A 17,591-nucleotide genomic window follows, 5' to 3' on the forward strand; every position below is an offset into this window, starting at 1 on the left:
CCGATCAGCGACCGAGGGTCATGGCCAGGTCGGCGTAGATGATCTCAGCCAATTCCCGGGCTGCACGCGTCTCTGCGTCCCGGACCGCACGCAGCTTTGCAAATTCCTGACGCGGATAGTCGAAGAGGGCGACGCCCGTTCGACGACCGGTTTTGAGAACGGTGTCGTCCGAGATACGCTTCAGCGTATAGGTTCCCAGGACGGCAGCGCGCCCCGCGTTCGGGGTATCGGCTGCCTCATCCAGCAAAATGCCTGTTACGCCGCCGGTGACGGTCAATTCGACGCGATACTCCGGCGTTGCGGCTTCCTTGCCACCACTGGTCAGGAAGAGCAGACGATTGCGCGTCTCGAGGCCAATCCGGCTTGTAGCTTCAGAGTAGGAAATGGCCGCGAGAGCGCCGCGCGTTTCACCAATGGCATTGACATCCTGATACAAGGGACGCGCCTGGCAGCCCGCCAGAAGCAGAGCCGCGCCGATCAGAAGCGAGCGCCGAAGCACCGTGGAAGGCTTGAGTTCAGAGGACAATGTTCACGATCCTTAGCGGGACAACGATGATCTTCTTCGGCGCCTGGCCGTTGAGCGCGGCCTTGACGGCGTCGAGAGCCAGCACGGCTTCCTGGACGGCATTCTGGTCTGCGTCGCGCGCGATTGTCAATTCGGCGCGCTTCTTGCCGTTGATCTGCACAGGCAGCGTGATTTCATTCTCGGCGACCAGAGCTTCGTCGAATTGCGGCCAGACCGATTTCGCGATCAAACCCTCATTGCCGAGGATCGACCAGCACTCTTCGGCCAGATGCGGTGTCATCGGTGCAATCAGTTGCACAAGGATCTCGGCCGCATTGCGGACCGCGGCGACATAAGCCTGGTCACCCTGCCCTGCCGCGACATTGGTGAGCGGCGCGGCCAGCGCATTGACCAGTTCGTAGATGCGGGCGATCGCCTTGTTGAAGGCAAGCTTGTCGAGATCGCCCTGAACAGCCTTCAGCGTCTTGTGGGCGATTTGTGACACGGCCAATGCGTCACCGTCCTTAGCCGGATTCGGCTGTACGGACCTCAGACGATCGGCGGCCTCGGAAACCAGACGCCAGACGCGCTGGACGAAGCGATGGGCGCCTTCGACGCCTGCTTCCGACCAGATGACGTCGCGGTCCGGCGGCGAATCCGAGAGAACGAAGAAGCGTGCGGTATCGGCGCCGTAGGAACCAATGATGTCATCGGGATCCACGACGTTCTTCTTCGACTTCGACATTTTCTCAATCGAGCCGATCTTGGCTTCGTGACCATTGCTCAGCAGGAATGCCCGGCGCGTGCCATCGGCCTCTTCGATGCGAAGATCAACCGGGGCCACCCATTCGCGCTCCAGTCCCTCGCCGATGCTGTAGGTCTCGTGCACCACCATGCCCTGGGTAAAGAGACCCTTGAAGGGTTCCTTCAGGCCGACATGTCCGGTCTCGCGCATCGCGCGGGTGAAGAAACGCGAATAGAGCAGGTGCAGGATCGCGTGCTCGATACCGCCGATATACTGATCGACCGGCAGCCAGCGGTTGGCGACGGCCGGATCTGTCGGATTGTCTTCCCACGGTGCCGTAAAGCGGGTGAAATACCAGCTCGAATCGACAAAGGTGTCCATCGTGTCCGTCTCGCGACGGGCATCCTTGCCGCAGCAGGGGCAGGCGACATGGCGCCAGGTCGGATGACGGTCGAGCGGGTTGCCCGGCTTGTCGAAGCTGACATCGTCCGGCAGCTTCACCGGCAGGTCCTTCTTCGGGACGGGGACCACACCACAGTCATCGCAATGGATGACCGGGATCGGGCAGCCCCAGTAGCGCTGACGGGAAATGCCCCAGTCGCGCAGGCGGAAATTGACCTTGCGTTCGCCCTGCGGTGCGCCGTTCAGCTGCTGAGAGGACAGACGGTTCGCCACTTCCTCGAAAGCTTCCGTCGTCGAAAGCCCGTCGAGGAAGCGGGAATTGATCATCACGCCGTCATCGGTATAGGCGGTGTCACCGACGACGAAACTTGCGGCGTCGCCGTCTTTGGGCATGACGACCGGCACGACCGGCAGGTCGTATTTGCGGGCAAAATCCAGGTCGCGCTGGTCGCCGGAGGGGCAGCCGAAGATCGCGCCCGTGCCGTATTCCATCAGCACGAAGTTTGCGACATAGACCGGCAGCTCCCAGCTCGGGTCGAGCGGATGCTTCACGCGGATTCCGGTATCGATGCCCTTCTTCTCGGCTGTTTCCAGCGCTGCCAGAGACGTGCCGGCATGCCGGCATTCCTGGCAGAAGGCGTCCACGGCTGCGTCACGCGCGGCGGCTTCCTTTGCCAAGGGGTGATCAGCGGCGATCGCGAGGAAGGAGGCGCCGAACAGGGTGTCGGGCCGTGTCGTATAGACGGTCAGCTCGCCGGCTTCGCTGCCGGACGCAACCTCCCAACGGATCGCCATGCCTTCCGAGCGGCCGATCCAGTTCTTCTGCATCAGCCGGACCTTTTCGGGCCACTGGTCGAGTTCGTCCAAGGCGTCGAGCAGGTCCTGGCTGAAATCTGTGATCTTGAAGAACCACTGGGTCAGTTCGCGCTGCTCGACCAGGGCACCGGAGCGCCAGCCACGGCCGTCGATGACCTGCTCGTTGGCGAGCACGGTCATGTCTTCCGGGTCCCAGTTCACCTTCGAATTCTTGCGGTAGACCAGACCCTTTTCCAGGAAGTCCAGGAACAGGTGCTGCTGGCGATGGTAGTAGTCGACGTCGCAGGTCGCGAATTCGCGCGACCAGTCCAGGGACAGACCCATGGACTTCAGCTGGCCGCGCATGGTGGCGATGTTCTCGTAGGTCCAGGCCTTGGGGTGGACCTTGTTCTTCATCGCGGCATTTTCCGCCGGCATGCCGAATGCGTCCCAGCCCATGGGATGCAAGACATTATAGCCGCGGGCGCGTTTGTAGCGGGCAACGACATCGCCCATCGCGTAGTTGCGGACATGGCCCATGTGGATGCGTCCCGAGGGATAGGGGAACATCTCGAGCACGTAGTATTTCTCGCGCGGGTCAGCATTGTCGGTCTCGAAGACCTTGTCTTCGGCCCATTTCGCCTGCCAACGGGGCTCGGCGTCGCGCGGATTGTAACGTTCGGTAGCCATGGATCGCATTTCCGGGAATAGCATCAAAGGAAGAGGGCCGACCTTCATCATGAAACCGGCCAAGCGTCAAGTTTTTGAGGGATTCGCCGGGGCTTTCCGGGCCGCGTTTGCCGCCTGAGCTTGCCATCGCCCGAGGCTGGCTTTAACCCCTTGCCGAAAGTCGTGAATACGCCAGATATCGAGTAGAATGAAACGAGGGTTGGACATGTCGGTTGAAGAACGCCTCCAGGACGTCCGGGACAAGATCGCGAAGGCAACGCATGAAGCCGGTCGTGAGCCGGATTCCGTTTCGCTCGTGGCCGTGTCCAAAACCTTCGATGCCGAGCACATCCGGCCGACGATCGTTGCGGGGCAGCGGGTCTTTGGAGAAAACCGCGTGCAGGAGGCCCAGGGCAAGTGGCCGGAGCTGAAGGCCGAGACACCTGATCTCGAACTGCATCTGATCGGGCCGCTCCAGTCGAACAAGGCAGCCGACGCGGTGGCACTCTTCGATGTGATCGAAACCGTGGACCGCGAGAAGATCGCGCGGGCGCTGGCCGAGCAAGTCAAGCGCCAGGAGCGTTCGATCCGGTTCTACATTCAGGTCAATACCGGTCTCGAGCCGCAGAAAGCCGGGATTGCGCCCGACGACGTCGCGTCCTTTGTCTCGCTCTGCCGGGATGAACTTGCAATGCAGGTCGAAGGCCTGATGTGCATTCCGCCGGTCGATGAAAATCCAGGACCGCATTTTGCCCTGCTGGCGAAACTTGCCGAGGAAAACGGGCTTTCGAAGCTCTCCATGGGCATGTCGGGTGATTTCCAGACTGCCATCGGCTTCGGGGCAACAAGCGTGCGCGTCGGCTCGGCGATTTTTGGCACACGTTAAATTGCCTTAGACCTTCGGCATAGCGCTTTGGTCTCTCTTTCCTCCTTCCTTCGCCGATCCTAAAATGACGGTAAAGGCGAAAGCCTCAAGCGTTGTCATGGGAGGATCGGCATGCGCGAGAGCTATCAGGACGTCTATGATTCCTGGAAGGCAAACCCCGAAGGTTTCTGGGGCGCTGCGGCAAAAGACATTCACTGGTTCAAGGCGCCTGAAAGTGTCTTCGATCCCGCTCAAGGGACCTATGGGCGGTGGTTTGCCGGGGGTGAGACCAATACCTGCTATAACTGTATCGACCGGCATATCGAGGCCGGCCGGGGTGCCGAGACGGCTGTCATCTACGACAGCCCCATGACCGGGCAGACGGCGCGCTACAGCTATGATCAGGTTCTGACGGAAGTCTCCGCAATGGCTGCGGTCCTGCGCAATCATGGCGTCGGCAAGGGCGATCGTGTGATCATCTACATGCCGATGATCCCAGAGGCCGTGTTTTCCATGCTCGCCTGCGCTCGCATCGGCGCCGTGCATTCGGTCGTCTTCGGCGGCTTCGCCGCGCATGAGCTTGCGACGCGCATCGACGATTCCGGTGCCAAGGTTGTGATCGGGGCGAGCTGCGGCCTCGAACCGGGCCGCATCGTGCCTTACAAGCCGCTGCTCGACCAGGCGATCGACATGGCCAAGGTCAAGCCGGATTACTGCCTGATCCTGCAGCGCGAACAATACCACGCGCCGCTCCGCTACGAACACGGCGACGTCGATCTGGCGCAAGCCGTCGAGCAAGAAAAGATCAACGGCTCTTCGATCGATTGCGTGGCGGTTGCCGCAACCGATCCGCTCTACATTCTCTACACATCCGGCACGACCGGTCAGCCGAAGGGTGTGGTGCGCGATAATGGCGGCCACATGGTCGCCCTCAACTGGACCATGAAGAACATCTATGGCGTGAAGCCGGGCGAGGTCTTCTGGGCCGCCTCCGATATCGGCTGGGTGGTCGGCCATTCCTATATCGTCTACGGGCCGCTTCTGGCCGGCAATGCGACCGTTGTTTTCGAAGGCAAGCCTGTGGGCACGCCCGACGCAGGCACGTTCTGGCGCGTGGTCAATGATCACGACGTGAAAGTGCTGTTCACGGCTCCGACGGCCTTCCGCGCGATCCGCCGTGACGATCCCGAGGGTGAACATGTCGCCCGCTACGATCTCTCGGGCCTCCGTGCCCTTTTCCTGGCCGGAGAGCGTGCCGATCCGGAGACCTTAAAATGGGCTGAGCGGATCCTGAAGATCCCTGTCATCGATCACTGGTGGCAGACGGAAACCGGCTGGGCGATCGCCGCCAATCCGGCGGGCCTAGGATTGCTTCCGGTGAAGCACGGATCGCCGACCAAGCCGATGCCTGGTTACGGGCTCGAGGTCCTGGACGATGCCGGCCATCCGGTCGCTCCCGGCACGCTTGGCAACATCGTGGCGAAGCTACCCCTGCCCCCGGGCTGCCTCGTTTCCTTCTGGAATGCCGATGAGCGCTTTCGAGCTTCATGCCTCGAGGAGTTCCCCGGCTACTACAAGACGGCCGATGCCGGCGTCATCGACGAAGACGGTTATGTCTTCGTCATGGCCCGCACCGATGACATCATCAATTGCGCTGGTCATCGTCTCTCTACCGGGGCGATGGAAGAAGTCTGCGCCATGCATCCCGATGTCGCGGAATGTGCGGTCATCGGCATTGCCGATGAGCTGAAAGGGCAGATCCCCTGCGGCCTTCTCGTGCTGAAGAAGAATGTGCATCGGGATCATAAGCTGATTTCCAAGGAAGTCGTTCAGCTGGTGCGCGACGAGATCGGTCCGGTGGCCGCCTTCAAGATGGTGCTGATGGTGGACCGCTTGCCGAAGACCCGCTCGGGCAAAATCTTGCGTGGGACGATGCAGAAGATTGCCGATGGTCTGCCCTGGAAGATGCCGGCGACGATCGACGATCCGGCGATCCTCGACGAGATTACCGCCGTACTTCAGGCGCATGGGCAGGTGCCGGTCGCAACGAAGGCCGCCGCCAGCGCTTGAACCTGAAGTCCAGGCAATAAAAAACCCCGGCTGCCATGGGCTGCCGGGGTTCGGTCGGTTGGATACGCGATCAGTACTGATCGTCTTCGTCGTCGGTCGGGCGATCCGACTTGAGCGACTGCAGCTTCGCGAAGACGGCGTTGGCGTCGATTTCCTTCTCTTCCTCGCGATCGTAGCCGAAGCCGAGGTTTTCGGTGTCGCTGGCCGACTGAAGCGTTGCGCCGAGTTCGGCAGCGGTCGGCAGCGGACGGCCCTTCGATGCCTTTTCGACTTCGAGATCGAGATCGATCTGGCTGCAGAGGCCGAGCGTGACCGGGTCCATCGGCGTCAGGTTGGCTGAGTTCCAGTGGGTGCGATCGCGGATCTGCTCGATCGTCGACTTGGTGGTGCCGACGAGGCGCGAGATCTGCGCATCCTTCAGTTCGGGATGGTTGCGGACCAGCCAGAGAATGGCGTTGGGACGGTCCTGGCGCTTGGACACCGGGGTGTAACGCGGGCCGCGGCGCTTGGAATCCGGAACGCGCACCTTCGGCTCGGAGATCTTCAGCTTGTAGTTCACGTCCTTCTCGGCACGGGCGATTTCGTCGCGCGAGAGCTGGCCGGTCGCGATGGGGTCGAGACCCTTGATTCCCTGTGCTGCTTCGCCGTCTGCGATCGCCTTGACTTCGAGCGGATGCAGTTTGCAGAACTGCGCGATCTGGTCGAATGACAGCGCGGTATTGTCGACGAGCCATACGGCGGTCGCCTTCGGCATGAGCAGTGTCTGGGCCATGGATACAATCCTTCTGAGGGTCCGCGCCGGTTGTCGCGGGCCGTGGGTTTAAACCACTATTTCCGGGAATTCGGCGTCCTTATAGCGATTATGTAACGAAATTGCAATTCGCGAAGTCACGAATGACCTTTGTCTAATTGCTGGCCATGTTGCACCTGCTATGTATGTCGGCGATAGGCCGGGGAGGACGGTCCTGGTCGCCAGTAGTGGCCCGTCAACATGAGGAGGAGTTCATGTCAGCCAAAACCTATCCGGTGCTGAAATCGGCAAAAGTTCGTGCCCTGATCGATGATGAGAAGTACCAGAAGTGGTATCAGGAGAGCATCGAGGATCCCGAGAAGTTCTGGGGCAAGCACGGCAAGCGGATCGACTGGTTCAAGCCCTATACGAAGGTCAAGAACACGTCCTTCAAGGGCAAGGTCCCGATCAAGTGGTTCGAGGACGGCCTGACCAACGTCTCCTACAACTGCATCGACCGTCACCTGAAGACGCATGGCGAACGCACAGCCATCATCTGGGAAGGCGACAACCCCTATATCGACAAGAAGATCACCTATAACGAGCTCTACGAGCACGTCTGCCGCATGGCGAACGTCCTCAAGAAGCATGGCGTGAAGAAGGGTGACCGCGTCACCATCTACATGCCGATGATCCCGGAAGCGGCTTATGCCATGCTTGCCTGCGCCCGCATCGGCGCGGTCCATTCGGTCGTCTTCGGAGGCTTCTCGCCTGAGGCGCTCGCAGGTCGCATCGTCGACTGTGAATCGACCTTCGTCATCACCTGCGACGAAGGTGTTCGTGGCGGCAAGCCGGTTCCGCTGAAGGAAAACACCGATATCGCGATCGATATTGCCGCCAAGCAGTATGTCATCGTCAACAAGGTTCTTGTCGTGCGCCGTACGGGCGGCAAGATCGGCTGGGCACCGGGTCGCGACATCTGGCACCATCAGGAAGTGCACACGGTCAAGGCCGAATGCCCGCCGGTGAAGATGAAGGCGGAAGATCCGCTGTTCATCCTCTACACCTCGGGTTCGACGGGCAAGCCGAAGGGCGTCATGCACACGACCGGCGGCTATCTGGTCTACGCGTCGATGACGCATGAATATGTCTTCGATTATCACGATGGTGACATCTACTGGTGCACGGCCGATGTGGGCTGGGTTACCGGTCACTCCTACATCGTCTACGGGCCGCTTTCGAACTGCGCCACGACGCTGATGTTCGAGGGTATCCCGACCTTCCCGGATCAGGGCCGCTTCTGGGAGGTGATCGAGAAGCACAAGGTCAACATCTTCTACACTGCACCGACCGCAATCCGCTCGCTGATGGGTGCCGGCGACGAGTTCGTGAAGCGCTCGGACCGTTCGTCGCTCCGCCTTCTCGGCTCCGTGGGCGAACCGATCAATCCGGAAGCCTGGGAGTGGTATTACAACGTCGTCGGCGAACAGAAGTCGCCCGTCGTCGATACCTGGTGGCAGACGGAAACTGGCGGCATCATGATCACGCCGCTGCCGGGTGCGACCGCGCTGAAACCCGGTTCGGCCACACGACCCTTCTTCGGGGTCAAGCCGGAGCTGGTGGACAATGAAGGTCAAGTGCTGGAAGGCGCGACCGACGGCAACCTCTGCATCACCGACAGCTGGCCGGGCCAAGCCCGCTCCGTCTACGGCGATCACGATCGCTTCGTGCAGACCTACTTCTCCACCTACAAGGGCAAGTATTTCACGGGTGACGGCTGCCGGCGCGATGAAGACGGCTACTACTGGATCACGGGTCGCGTGGACGACGTTCTGAACGTCTCCGGTCACCGCCTGGGCACGGCAGAGGTCGAATCGGCGCTCGTCTCGCACCACCTCGTCTCCGAAGCGGCCGTCGTGGGTTACCCGCACAACATCAAGGGCCAAGGCATCTATTGCTACGTCACCCTGATGTCGGGCCACGAAGGCAATGACGCGCTGCGGGCGGACCTGGTGAAGCATGTGCGTACGGAAATCGGCCCGATCGCCACACCGGACAAGATCCAGTTCGCGCCCGGCCTGCCGAAGACGCGTTCCGGCAAGATCATGCGCCGTATCCTGCGCAAGATCGCCGAGGATGATTTCGGCGCGCTCGGCGATACCTCGACGCTCGCCGATCCGGCTGTCGTGGATGATCTGATCGCTAATCGTCAGAACAAGAGCGCCTGATACAAACAGAGCGCCGGGAGCTTCCTAAAGCTCCCGGCTTCCTCAACATCCGATCACGCGTCGGATTTCGTTGACCTGATCTACTGTCGAGCAGACGTTCTCACACGGTATGCCGTCGTTATCTCCATCGGCGCGACGGTATCCACTGCACCACAGGATAACAGCTTCTTCACAACTCGACACTTGCTTGCAGGATCGCGCTGCCACTTCGAATGCAGTCGTCTGTGCATGCGCGAGGGGTTCTGCCTGTGCGAAAAGAAGCAGAATAAGCGAACATGACCAGCGGGATATAGACATCTGACGAATCAACATGCGTAGCATCAAGCCGCATCTGCCTGCAGCTGTCTACAAACGCCCTACAATCTGCCAGGGCAAGCTCGTCTGATCTTCTGCTTTCCCGCGTATCGCTCAGCCAAGCCCACCTCCAAGAGGCGATCCGCCGGTCGCGTACCGTCTGGCAGGGTAAGATCGGCAACCACACGACCGAAATACTTGTCGCCGGAGATTGCGGTCAGCTGCACCAGTCGCTCGTTCCCGATCAGGCTTGCCAGCTCGCTCTTTGCAACTTGAGCCGCCTTCCGGAACGCCGGGCATTTGGATCGAAGCTCAGGCGCATCGATGCCGCGCAGGCGCACATAGGTGTTCATCTTGTGGTCGGGCCAGGGCATGGCTTCGACAAGGATGGTGTCCCCGTCAATGACTCTGACCACCTCTGCGGCAACAGGGCCGTCGATCATCCGGCTGCCGGCACCCGTCGGGACGGCCGAGAGGAATATCATCACAGTGGCGACAGGGGTTCGGAACATGATAGGAACATATTCCGATATAAGCGGCCAATCAATGGGGAATCATTCCTCAGAAATCGATTGCCCGTCCCTTGATCTCCCAATCGCCAAACCGTGCCGGATCCGCTCCACCGCGTCCGCCGATCTCCGGCGGCATGTCAGGGGCTGCTTCCTTGCGGCGGCGCTCCTCGGCTTCGGCGAGTGCCCGTTTCGCAGCCGGGCTCAGTTCACGTGGCTGTTCTTCCACGCCGGTTTCGGCTTCACGATCTTCTGACATCACATCGTCCTTTGCTGAGACGGCATTTCATGCGCAAACATTGAAATTGGGGTGCGCGCTTTTTAAATCAACAGTCGAAAACGGCAAGGAATTTGCCGAACGGATGCTTCCGGAGGAGCTCGACATGAATACCATGCGGACTGCCATGCTGCTCGCCTTCATGACCGCCCTGTTCATGGGCGTCGGCTTCCTCATCGGCGGCCGCGGCGGGATGATGATTGCCTTCGTCATTGCCGCCGGCATGAACTTCTTTTCCTACTGGAACTCGGACAAGATGGTGCTCCGGGCCTATCGCGCCCAGGAGGTCGACGAGCGGACAGCTCCCGAATTCTACATTATGGTGCGCGATCTCGCGCGCAATGCAAACCTGCCGATGCCGAAGGTCTATGTCTTCGACAGCCCGCAGCCGAATGCCTTTGCGACCGGTCGCAATCCTCAGAATGCCGCCGTTGCCGCGTCGACCGGGCTGTTGCAGCGGCTCACGCCTGAAGAGGTTGCGGGTGTCATGGCGCATGAACTCGCGCATATCGAAAATCGCGACACGCTGACGATGACGATTACGGCGACGCTCGCCGGTGCGATCTCGATGCTGTCGAATTTTGCCTTTCTCTTCTCCAGTGGCCGGGACGACCGCAACAATCCCTTCGGGTTCATCGGCGTTCTCGTGGCGATGATCGTTGCGCCCCTTGCCGCCATGCTGGTTCAGATGGCTATCAGCCGCACACGGGAATATGCAGCCGACCGCCGTGGTGCAGAGATCTGCGGTCAGCCCCGCTGGCTCGCCTCCGCGCTCCAGAAGATCGCCGGCGATGCGGCGCATATCGATAATGTCGATGCCGAGCGCAATCCCGCGACAGCGCATATGTTCATTATCAATCCTCTCAATGGCCAGCGGATGGACAACCTCTTCTCCACCCATCCGAACACGAAGAACCGGATCGAGGCGCTGCTGGCGATGACGGATATCCGCTCTGGGGGATCGACGCCGCCGGAGCCCGCTGTTAAGGCAACGCGCACGGCGCGTTCCGTTCCGACCACCGGTTGGGGGCGCGGCAAAGCCGAACCACCCAAAGGACCATGGTCTTGAGCGATCGATCGACGGGCAAACCGAAAAACAAGCAAGCCGGACAAAAGAAGCATGGCGAACGGCCTCGCCCGCCCATGAAGCCGGGCCTTGAGGCCCGTATCGCTGCAACGCGCATTCTCGCAGCGGTGGTCGATCGCAAGACGTCTCTGGACGGGATGCTGGATCCGGAACACGGCAATCCTGCCTTCCTTCCGCTGAACGAAGCCGATCGCGGTCTCGTCAAGGCCATCCTGCAGAGCGCGCTGCGTCATCTGCCGAGGATCGAAGCGATCATCGGCAGCCTCCTCGACAATCCGCTGCCGGACGGTGCGCGATCTCTCCACCACCTGTTGGTCGTCGCTGCCGCGCAGATGCTCTATCTGGATGTTCCTGATCATTCCGCAGTCGACCTGGCCGTCGAGCAGGCCAATGGCGATCCCCGCAGCCGCCGTTTTGCCAAGCTGGTCAATGCCATCCTGCGCCGGATCGGCCGTGAGAAGGCCGACTTGCTGTCGTCCGTCGAGGATCTTCCCTGCATGCCGGACTGGTTCATGCAGCGTTTGACCGAAGTCTATGGTCGAGAGAACGCTCTTGCCATCGCTGCGTCACAGCTGGAGCCGCCGACGATCGATCTGACCGTGAAGGCCGATGCTGAAGGTTGGGCGGAGCGTCTGGGTGGCCAGGTGCTGCCGACCGGCAGCGTTCGGCTCGATCGGTTCCGTGGCTCGGTCACCGCGCTTGAAGGCTTCGATGACGGTGCCTGGTGGGTGCAGGATGCTGCCGCTGCCATTCCGGCCAAACTGTTCGGCGACCTCACAGGCAAGCGGGTTGCCGATCTCTGCGCTGCCCCGGGGGGCAAGACCGCGCAGCTCGTGCTGGCCGGCGGAGACGTGCTCGCCGTCGAACAATCGAAGACACGGCTCAAGCGGCTGGAGAGCAATCTGGCGCGCCTGGGGCTTCCGGCCGACATGCTCTGCAAGGACCTGCTCAACATCGATGAGGCCGAGAGTTTCGACGCCATCCTGCTCGATGCCCCCTGCTCGTCGACCGGCACGACCCGGCGTCATCCGGATGTGCTCTGGACGAAGGATGCCGGAGACATCGCCAAGCTTGCCGCGCTCCAGGAAAAGCTCCTGCGCCATGCGGTCAGTCTGCTGAAGCCAGGCGGCCGGCTCGTCTTCTCGAATTGCTCGATCGATCCTTCCGAAGGTGAGGACGTCGTAGACCGCGTGTTGGCAGATATGCCCGGATTGCGCCTCGTCGCGATCAACCCGTCGGACTGGCCTGGGCTGGAAACGGCGATCACGCCGCGCGGTGAATTCCGCACGACACCGGCCATGCTGGCGAAACAAGGTGGCCTCGACGGCTTCTACGCGGCGGTCATTGCTAAAATTTAACTAATATCTCAATAAACCTGTTGGGAAGTCTGCGTGGACGGTGCGGTTCGCTCCGCATGTCCGCGGCATGACGCTATGACATAGAGTTTCGCGTCGGAATATCTGGTCCGAGAATGCTTCATTTCTTCGGACAGTGACGGCCCGACAATCGAAATGACCGGATCATCAGGATCCGGTGACAGGAAGCAGTATGCGAATCAATGATCGCGCCCGACTGATTTCGCTTCACATCGCCGAAGGTTGGCGGCAGGTGCGGCAGACGGCTGCAGTGTTGACGCCGGCCTTCGTTCAGCGTGGCGGGTTCAGGATCAATCGCGTCATCGTCGCGCCGACGGATCTGCGCGCAGTCGACGCCTTCGTGGCAGACGAAATCCTGAATGGCCGTTTTCCGCTAGCCGGCCGCATCCTCGATGCAGACGGCCAATCGCCGTTCGAGCTCGAGCTTCCATCCCTGCAGTTTGCCCGGCGCCTGCATGGCTTCGGCTGGTTGCGGCATATGCGTGCCGACAAGAGCGTCATCGCCTGCAATCATGCCCGCTGGATCACGGATCAGTGGATCGGTCTTCACGGTGGCAGGGCACGCGGTGTCGCCTGGGAAAGCGATGTCGTCTCACGCCGCATCATCAGCTGGCTCTCCCATTCGCCGGTCGTGCTGCAGGACGCCGATGCCGGCTTCTATCGCCGCTTCACGACATCGCTGAGCCAGCAAGTGCGCTACCTCCAGCGGCGGGTGGATTCGCTCCCCGAGGGTCTGCCGCGGCTGAAGGCGCGGATCGCCATTGCCATGGCCTCGATCGCGACGGAAGCGCGTCCGGCGGCCGTTCGCCGCGCCGGGCGTCTTCTCGACAGCGAGCTCGAACGGCAAGTCCTGCCGGATGGCAGCCACATCTCCCGCAATCCGCAGGCCTCTGTCGATCTGCTCTTCGATCTTCTGCCGCTGCGCCAGAGCTACATCAACCTTGGTCACGCGGTGCCACCCAGGCTGATCCCGGTGATCGACCGGATCTTCCCGGCCGTCCGCTTCTTCCGTCACACCAGTGGCGACATCGGCCTGTTCAATGGCTCGAGTTCGGCGCTCGCGACCGATCTCATGAGCGTGTTGCGCTATGATGAGACATCCGGGCTTCCCTTCAAGGCCTTGCCGCATGGCGGCTTCCATCGGTTGTCCGCCGGCGACACCGTGATCCTCGTCGATACGGGCAAGCCGCTTTCCGCGCGCCTCTCGGCTGCCGCGCATGCCGGCTGCCTGTCTTTCGAGTTGTCATCCGGGCGAAACCGTTTCATCGTCAACAGCGGCTCGCCCCGCTTCGCCGGCGAGCGGCTCCGGCAACTGGCGCGAACTACGGCTGCCCACACGACCGTTTGCATTGGCGATGTCTCTTCTGCCCGTATCGCCAACTCCCCGCGGCTCGGGCCGATCATGGTCTCCGGTCCGTCGCAGATCCATGTCGACCGTCAGACGGGTCCCGATGGCAGCGATCGTCTGTCGGCGCGGCATGATGGCTATGTGAAACGCTTCGGCGTCATCCATGAGCGGGAGATCCGGATCAACGAGCAGGGGACGAAGATCGCGGGCCGCGATCGCCTGCTTCTGCCTGACGGCCTGCCGACGCCGGATCTGCCTTCCGCCGAGGTTATCGCGCGCTTCCATATTCACCCCTCGATCACGGTCGAGCGGTCCGACGAACGCAAGGTGCGCCTCGTCGCGCCGGATGGCGAAAGCTGGACCTTCTCCATTCCGGTCGGGGAGATCAGCATCGGTGAAGATGTCTTCTTTGCCGATGTCTCGGGTATCGGACCCTCGCAACAGTTGGAGATCGTGTTCGAAGGGCCGGAAATCCGGTGGTTTCTGGCGCATCACGCGTGATCGCGGCGATCTTGCGGTTTCATCACGGGTGAAGCTGTGCTAGGCGGCGGCATCGCGCCCGCTGCCGCTTTTCCGGGCGCCCGCCAGCTCGGAGTGAACCATGGCCGTCGTTTCCAAGAAGATCCCTGCCCCCGACCTCGTGCGCGTGCGTACCGCGCTTCTTTCGGTGTCCGACAAGACCGGCATCGTCGAGTTTGCGCAGGCGCTCCATCAGCGCGGTGTGCGTCTGCTGTCGACCGGCGGTACCCACAAGGCGCTTGCCGCGGCCGGACTGCCGGTCACCGACGTGTCGGAGATTACCGGCTTCCCGGAGATCATGGATGGACGCGTGAAGACGCTGCATCCCCTGGTGCACGGCGGTCTGTTGGCGATCCGTGATGATGCAGAGCATGTCGAGGCGATGAAGGCTCACGGCATCGAGGCAATCGACCTCTCTGTCATCAATCTCTACCCCTTCGAACAGGTGCGCGCCGCCGGTGGCGACTATCCGACCACCGTCGAAAACATCGATATCGGCGGTCCTGCGATGATCCGCGCCTCGGCCAAGAACCATGCCTATGTCACGGTGGTCACGGATGCGGCCGATTACGCGGAAGTCATTGCCGCCCTCGCCGACAATGACGGCCAGACGACCTATGCGCTCCGCCAGCGCCTGGCGGCCAAGGCCTATGCCCGCACGGCCGCTTATGATGCGGCCATTTCCAACTGGTTTGCGGAGGCTCTCGAGATCGAGATGCCGACCTATCGCGCGATCGGCGGCGTGCTGAAGGAAAAGATGCGCTACGGCGAAAACCCGCATCAGAGCGCCGGCTTCTACGTCACCGGCGACAATCGTCCCGGTGTCGCGACGGCAACCCTCCTCCAGGGCAAGCAGCTCTCCTACAACAACATCAACGACACGGATGCCGCCTTCGAGCTCGTGGCCGAGTTTCCGCCGGAAAACGGTCCGGCCTGCGCGATCATCAAGCATGCCAATCCTTGCGGCGTGGCCACCGGATCGAGCCTCGTCGAAGCCTATCAGCGGGCACTGGCCTGTGACAGCACCTCGGCCTTCGGCGGCATCATTGCGCTCAACCAGATCCTCGACGCCGAAACCGCCCAGGAAATCGTCAAGCTCTTCACGGAAGTGATCATTGCGCCTGAGGTAACCGACGAAGCCAAGGCGATTATCGCGGCCAAGCCGAACCTGCGCCTGCTGACCACGGGCGCCCTGCCCGATCCGCGGGCCCGTGGCGTCATGGCAAAGACTGTTTCGGGCGGTCTGCTGGTTCAGAGCCGCGACAATGTCATGGTCGAGGATCTCGAGCTCAAGGTTGTCACCAAGCGCGCCCCGACGGCGACCGAGCTCGAAGATATGAAGTTCGCCTTCAAGATCGCCAAGCACGTCAAGTCGAATGCGGTGATCTATGCCAAGGACGGCCAGACGGCCGGTATCGGCGCCGGCCAGATGAGCCGCGTGGATTCCGCCCGCATTGCCGCGCTGAAGGCTGAAGATGCGGCCAAGGCGCTTGGCCTTGCCGAACCGCTGACCAAGGGTTCTGCGGTTGCGTCGGAAGCTTTCTATCCCTTCGCCGATGGTCTCCTGGCCGCAATCGCCGCTGGCGCAACCGCCGTCATCCAGCCGGGCGGTTCGATGCGTGACGATGAGGTCATCGCGGCTGCCGATGCGCATGGCGTCGCCATGGTCTTCACCGGCATCCGCCACTTCCGCCACTGAGCGGATATCCGTTCATTTCCGAGAGGGGCCGGTGGAGAAATCCGCCGGCTCTTTTCCGTGATCAGCGGTCCGTTGCCGGGTAGCGCGTAGACCACAGCAGTGCCAGTCCGCCGATGAGGAAGACGAGCAGGGTCGCCATGCCGGCGCGGGCGGAGCCCGACCAGGCCGTGACCACCGAGAAGCTCAGCGTTGCGAGGAAGCTGGTGGCGCGCCCCGAGAGCGAGTAGATGCCGAAATAGCGGCCCGCCTCGTGCAGTTCGACGCTGCGTGCAAGATAGGAGCGGGACGAAGCCTGGACCGGGCCAAAGGACATGCCGATCAGCAGACCGTAGAGAATGTAGGCCTTCTCTGCCGGCGTGGCGAAGATGCCATCGGTTCCGGCAATCGGCAGGCTCACCAGCCCGAACAGGGTAAAGTCGACGCCGGTGGAAATGATGCCGAAGGTTGCGGTGATCAGCATGACGAGGCTGATGACGACGACAACCTTGGAGCCCAGCGCCTTGTCCACACGGCCCGCTACAAGGCAGCCGAAGATGGCGACGACGTTCAGGATGATCCCGTAGATCCCGATCTCCATGGTCGACCAGCCGAACATCGCGGCCGCGAAGACACCGCCGAGGACCAGAAGTCCGTTCACGCCATCCTGATAGATCATCCGGGCAATCAGGAAGCGCAGGATGTTCGTGCGGTGACGCAGTTCGCTAAGCGTCGAGCGGATCTCTCGCAACCCGGAGCGCACGGCAGCACCGAGCGCCTTGCCCTTCGCCGCATCGGGGGTGAAGAGGAACATCGGCAGGATGAAGATGAAGTACCAGACGGCCGAGATCGGACCGGTGATGCGCGCATCTTCCCCGGTTGCCGGATCCAGGCCGAAAAGCGGGTCCATGCCGATCAGCGTCTTGCCGGTCGTCGGGTTCCCGGCGAGGAACAGGACGACGAAGATCAGCACGATCATGCCGCCCAGATAGCCCAGTCCCCAGGCGATGTTGGAGACACGGCCGACATCCTGCTGGCTGACCAGGCGGGGCATCATGGAATCGTTGAAGACGATGGAAAACTCGGCCGCGATGCTCGCGAGGATCATCAGCAGCATGACGAAGGCGACCGGCGAACCGGGAGCGGCCGTCCAGAGCAGCGCCAGGCAGACGATCTTGATCAGCGCAAAGAAGGCAATCCAGGGCTTGCGGGCACCAGATTCATCAGCGATCGAGCCGAGGATCGGTGCGAGGATGGCGATGATGACGCCCGAGATCGTCGCCGCATTGCTCCAGGCGGTCTGGGCGCTGACAGCGTCATCGGTCATGCGCGAGACGAAATAGGGACCGAAGATGAAGGTCGTCACGACCGTAAAAAACGGCTGTGCGGCCCAATCGAAGAACATCCAGCCACCGACACCCCTGTCGATGGGACGATGGCTGGATTTCATGTCTACACTTGTCGTCACGCGCACCCCCACAGGCTTTCAGGCCCGGG

At 61.7% G+C, this 17,591-nt stretch carries 14 protein-coding genes; 7 read left to right on the forward strand and 7 right to left on the reverse strand.

Annotated features, from left to right (window positions below):
- Nucleotides 1–4: 4 nt before the first annotated feature.
- Both FAA86_RS06450 and leuS read right to left on the reverse strand, forming a co-directional pair.
- Complete coding sequence (locus FAA86_RS06450; protein ID WP_136539140.1) at nucleotides 5–526, reverse strand: hypothetical protein; 522 nt, start codon at nucleotides 524–526, stop codon at nucleotides 5–7.
- Entirely contained in the window at nucleotides 516–3,137 is a 2,622-nt protein-coding gene (gene leuS, locus FAA86_RS06455; protein WP_136539142.1) for a leucine--tRNA ligase, read from the reverse strand. The genes FAA86_RS06450 and leuS overlap by 11 nt, the downstream gene beginning before the upstream one ends.
- Nucleotides 3,138–3,342: 205 nt before the next feature.
- Here leuS and FAA86_RS06460 point away from each other — a divergent pair, with 205 nt between their 5' ends.
- A complete protein-coding gene (locus FAA86_RS06460; protein WP_136539144.1) occupies nucleotides 3,343–4,002 on the forward strand; it encodes a YggS family pyridoxal phosphate-dependent enzyme in 660 nt (219 codons plus the stop codon).
- A 111-nt stretch (nucleotides 4,003–4,113) separates the two neighbouring features.
- Nucleotides 4,114–6,051 (forward strand): propionyl-CoA synthetase, encoded by a 1,938-nt coding sequence (locus tag FAA86_RS06465; protein WP_136539146.1) that lies wholly within the window; start codon nucleotides 4,114–4,116, stop codon nucleotides 6,049–6,051.
- 70 nt (nucleotides 6,052–6,121) lie between these two features.
- On the opposite strand, the gene FAA86_RS06470 is transcribed toward FAA86_RS06465, so the two are convergent.
- Entirely contained in the window at nucleotides 6,122–6,823 is a 702-nt protein-coding gene (locus FAA86_RS06470; protein ID WP_113459115.1) for a DUF1013 domain-containing protein, read from the reverse strand.
- Between the two features lie 233 nt (nucleotides 6,824–7,056).
- Here FAA86_RS06470 and acs point away from each other — a divergent pair, with 233 nt between their 5' ends.
- The gene (acs, locus tag FAA86_RS06475) at nucleotides 7,057–9,009 is read left to right on the forward strand and encodes an acetate--CoA ligase (RefSeq protein ID WP_113459114.1); all 1,953 of its coding nucleotides are present in this window, start codon (nucleotides 7,057–7,059) and stop codon (nucleotides 9,007–9,009) included.
- Nucleotides 9,010–9,051: 42 nt separating this feature from the next.
- Here acs and FAA86_RS06480 read toward each other — a convergent pair whose 3' ends face one another.
- Genes FAA86_RS06480 through FAA86_RS06490 form a run of 3 tightly spaced genes read right to left on the reverse strand, consistent with a single transcriptional unit; the run spans nucleotide 9,052 to nucleotide 10,071 of the window.
- Entirely contained in the window at nucleotides 9,052–9,330 is a 279-nt protein-coding gene (locus FAA86_RS06480) for an excalibur calcium-binding domain-containing protein (RefSeq protein ID WP_310242534.1), read from the reverse strand.
- Between the two features lie 35 nt (nucleotides 9,331–9,365).
- A complete protein-coding gene (locus tag FAA86_RS06485) occupies nucleotides 9,366–9,815 on the reverse strand; it encodes a thermonuclease family protein (protein WP_136539148.1) in 450 nt (149 codons plus the stop codon).
- A gap of 49 nt (nucleotides 9,816–9,864) precedes the next feature.
- A complete protein-coding gene (locus tag FAA86_RS06490; RefSeq protein ID WP_113459112.1) occupies nucleotides 9,865–10,071 on the reverse strand; it encodes a DUF1674 domain-containing protein in 207 nt (68 codons plus the stop codon).
- A gap of 124 nt (nucleotides 10,072–10,195) precedes the next feature.
- On the opposite strand from FAA86_RS06490, the gene htpX reads away from it, so the two are divergent.
- From htpX to purH, 4 genes are all read left to right on the forward strand, one after another.
- Entirely contained in the window at nucleotides 10,196–11,158 is a 963-nt protein-coding gene (htpX, locus tag FAA86_RS06495) for a zinc metalloprotease HtpX (protein WP_136539150.1), read from the forward strand.
- Nucleotides 11,149–12,534: an RsmB/NOP family class I SAM-dependent RNA methyltransferase gene (locus FAA86_RS06500; protein WP_136539152.1), complete on the forward strand. Its 1,386-nt coding sequence runs from the start codon at nucleotides 11,149–11,151 to the stop codon at nucleotides 12,532–12,534. Before htpX ends, FAA86_RS06500 begins: the two co-directional genes overlap by 10 nt.
- Before the next feature lie 190 nt (nucleotides 12,535–12,724).
- Nucleotides 12,725–14,401 carry a heparinase II/III family protein gene (locus FAA86_RS06505; protein WP_136539154.1) on the forward strand — a complete coding sequence of 559 codons (1,677 nt, stop codon included), beginning with the start codon at nucleotides 12,725–12,727 and terminating at the stop codon, nucleotides 14,399–14,401.
- Nucleotides 14,402–14,501: 100 nt separating this feature from the next.
- The gene (gene purH / locus FAA86_RS06510; RefSeq protein ID WP_136539156.1) at nucleotides 14,502–16,118 is read left to right on the forward strand and encodes a bifunctional phosphoribosylaminoimidazolecarboxamide formyltransferase/IMP cyclohydrolase; all 1,617 of its coding nucleotides are present in this window, start codon (nucleotides 14,502–14,504) and stop codon (nucleotides 16,116–16,118) included.
- Nucleotides 16,119–16,179: 61 nt separating this feature from the next.
- Here the strand turns inward: purH and FAA86_RS06515 are convergent, their stop codons facing one another.
- Nucleotides 16,180–17,544: an MFS transporter gene (locus tag FAA86_RS06515; RefSeq protein WP_136539690.1), complete on the reverse strand. Its 1,365-nt coding sequence runs from the start codon at nucleotides 17,542–17,544 to the stop codon at nucleotides 16,180–16,182.
- Nucleotides 17,545–17,591 lie beyond the last annotated feature (47 nt).

The sequence above is a fragment of the Rhizobium rosettiformans W3 genome, from assembly GCF_004912135.1.
GTDB classification, from domain to species: Bacteria; Pseudomonadota; Alphaproteobacteria; order Rhizobiales; family Rhizobiaceae; genus Allorhizobium; species Allorhizobium rosettiformans.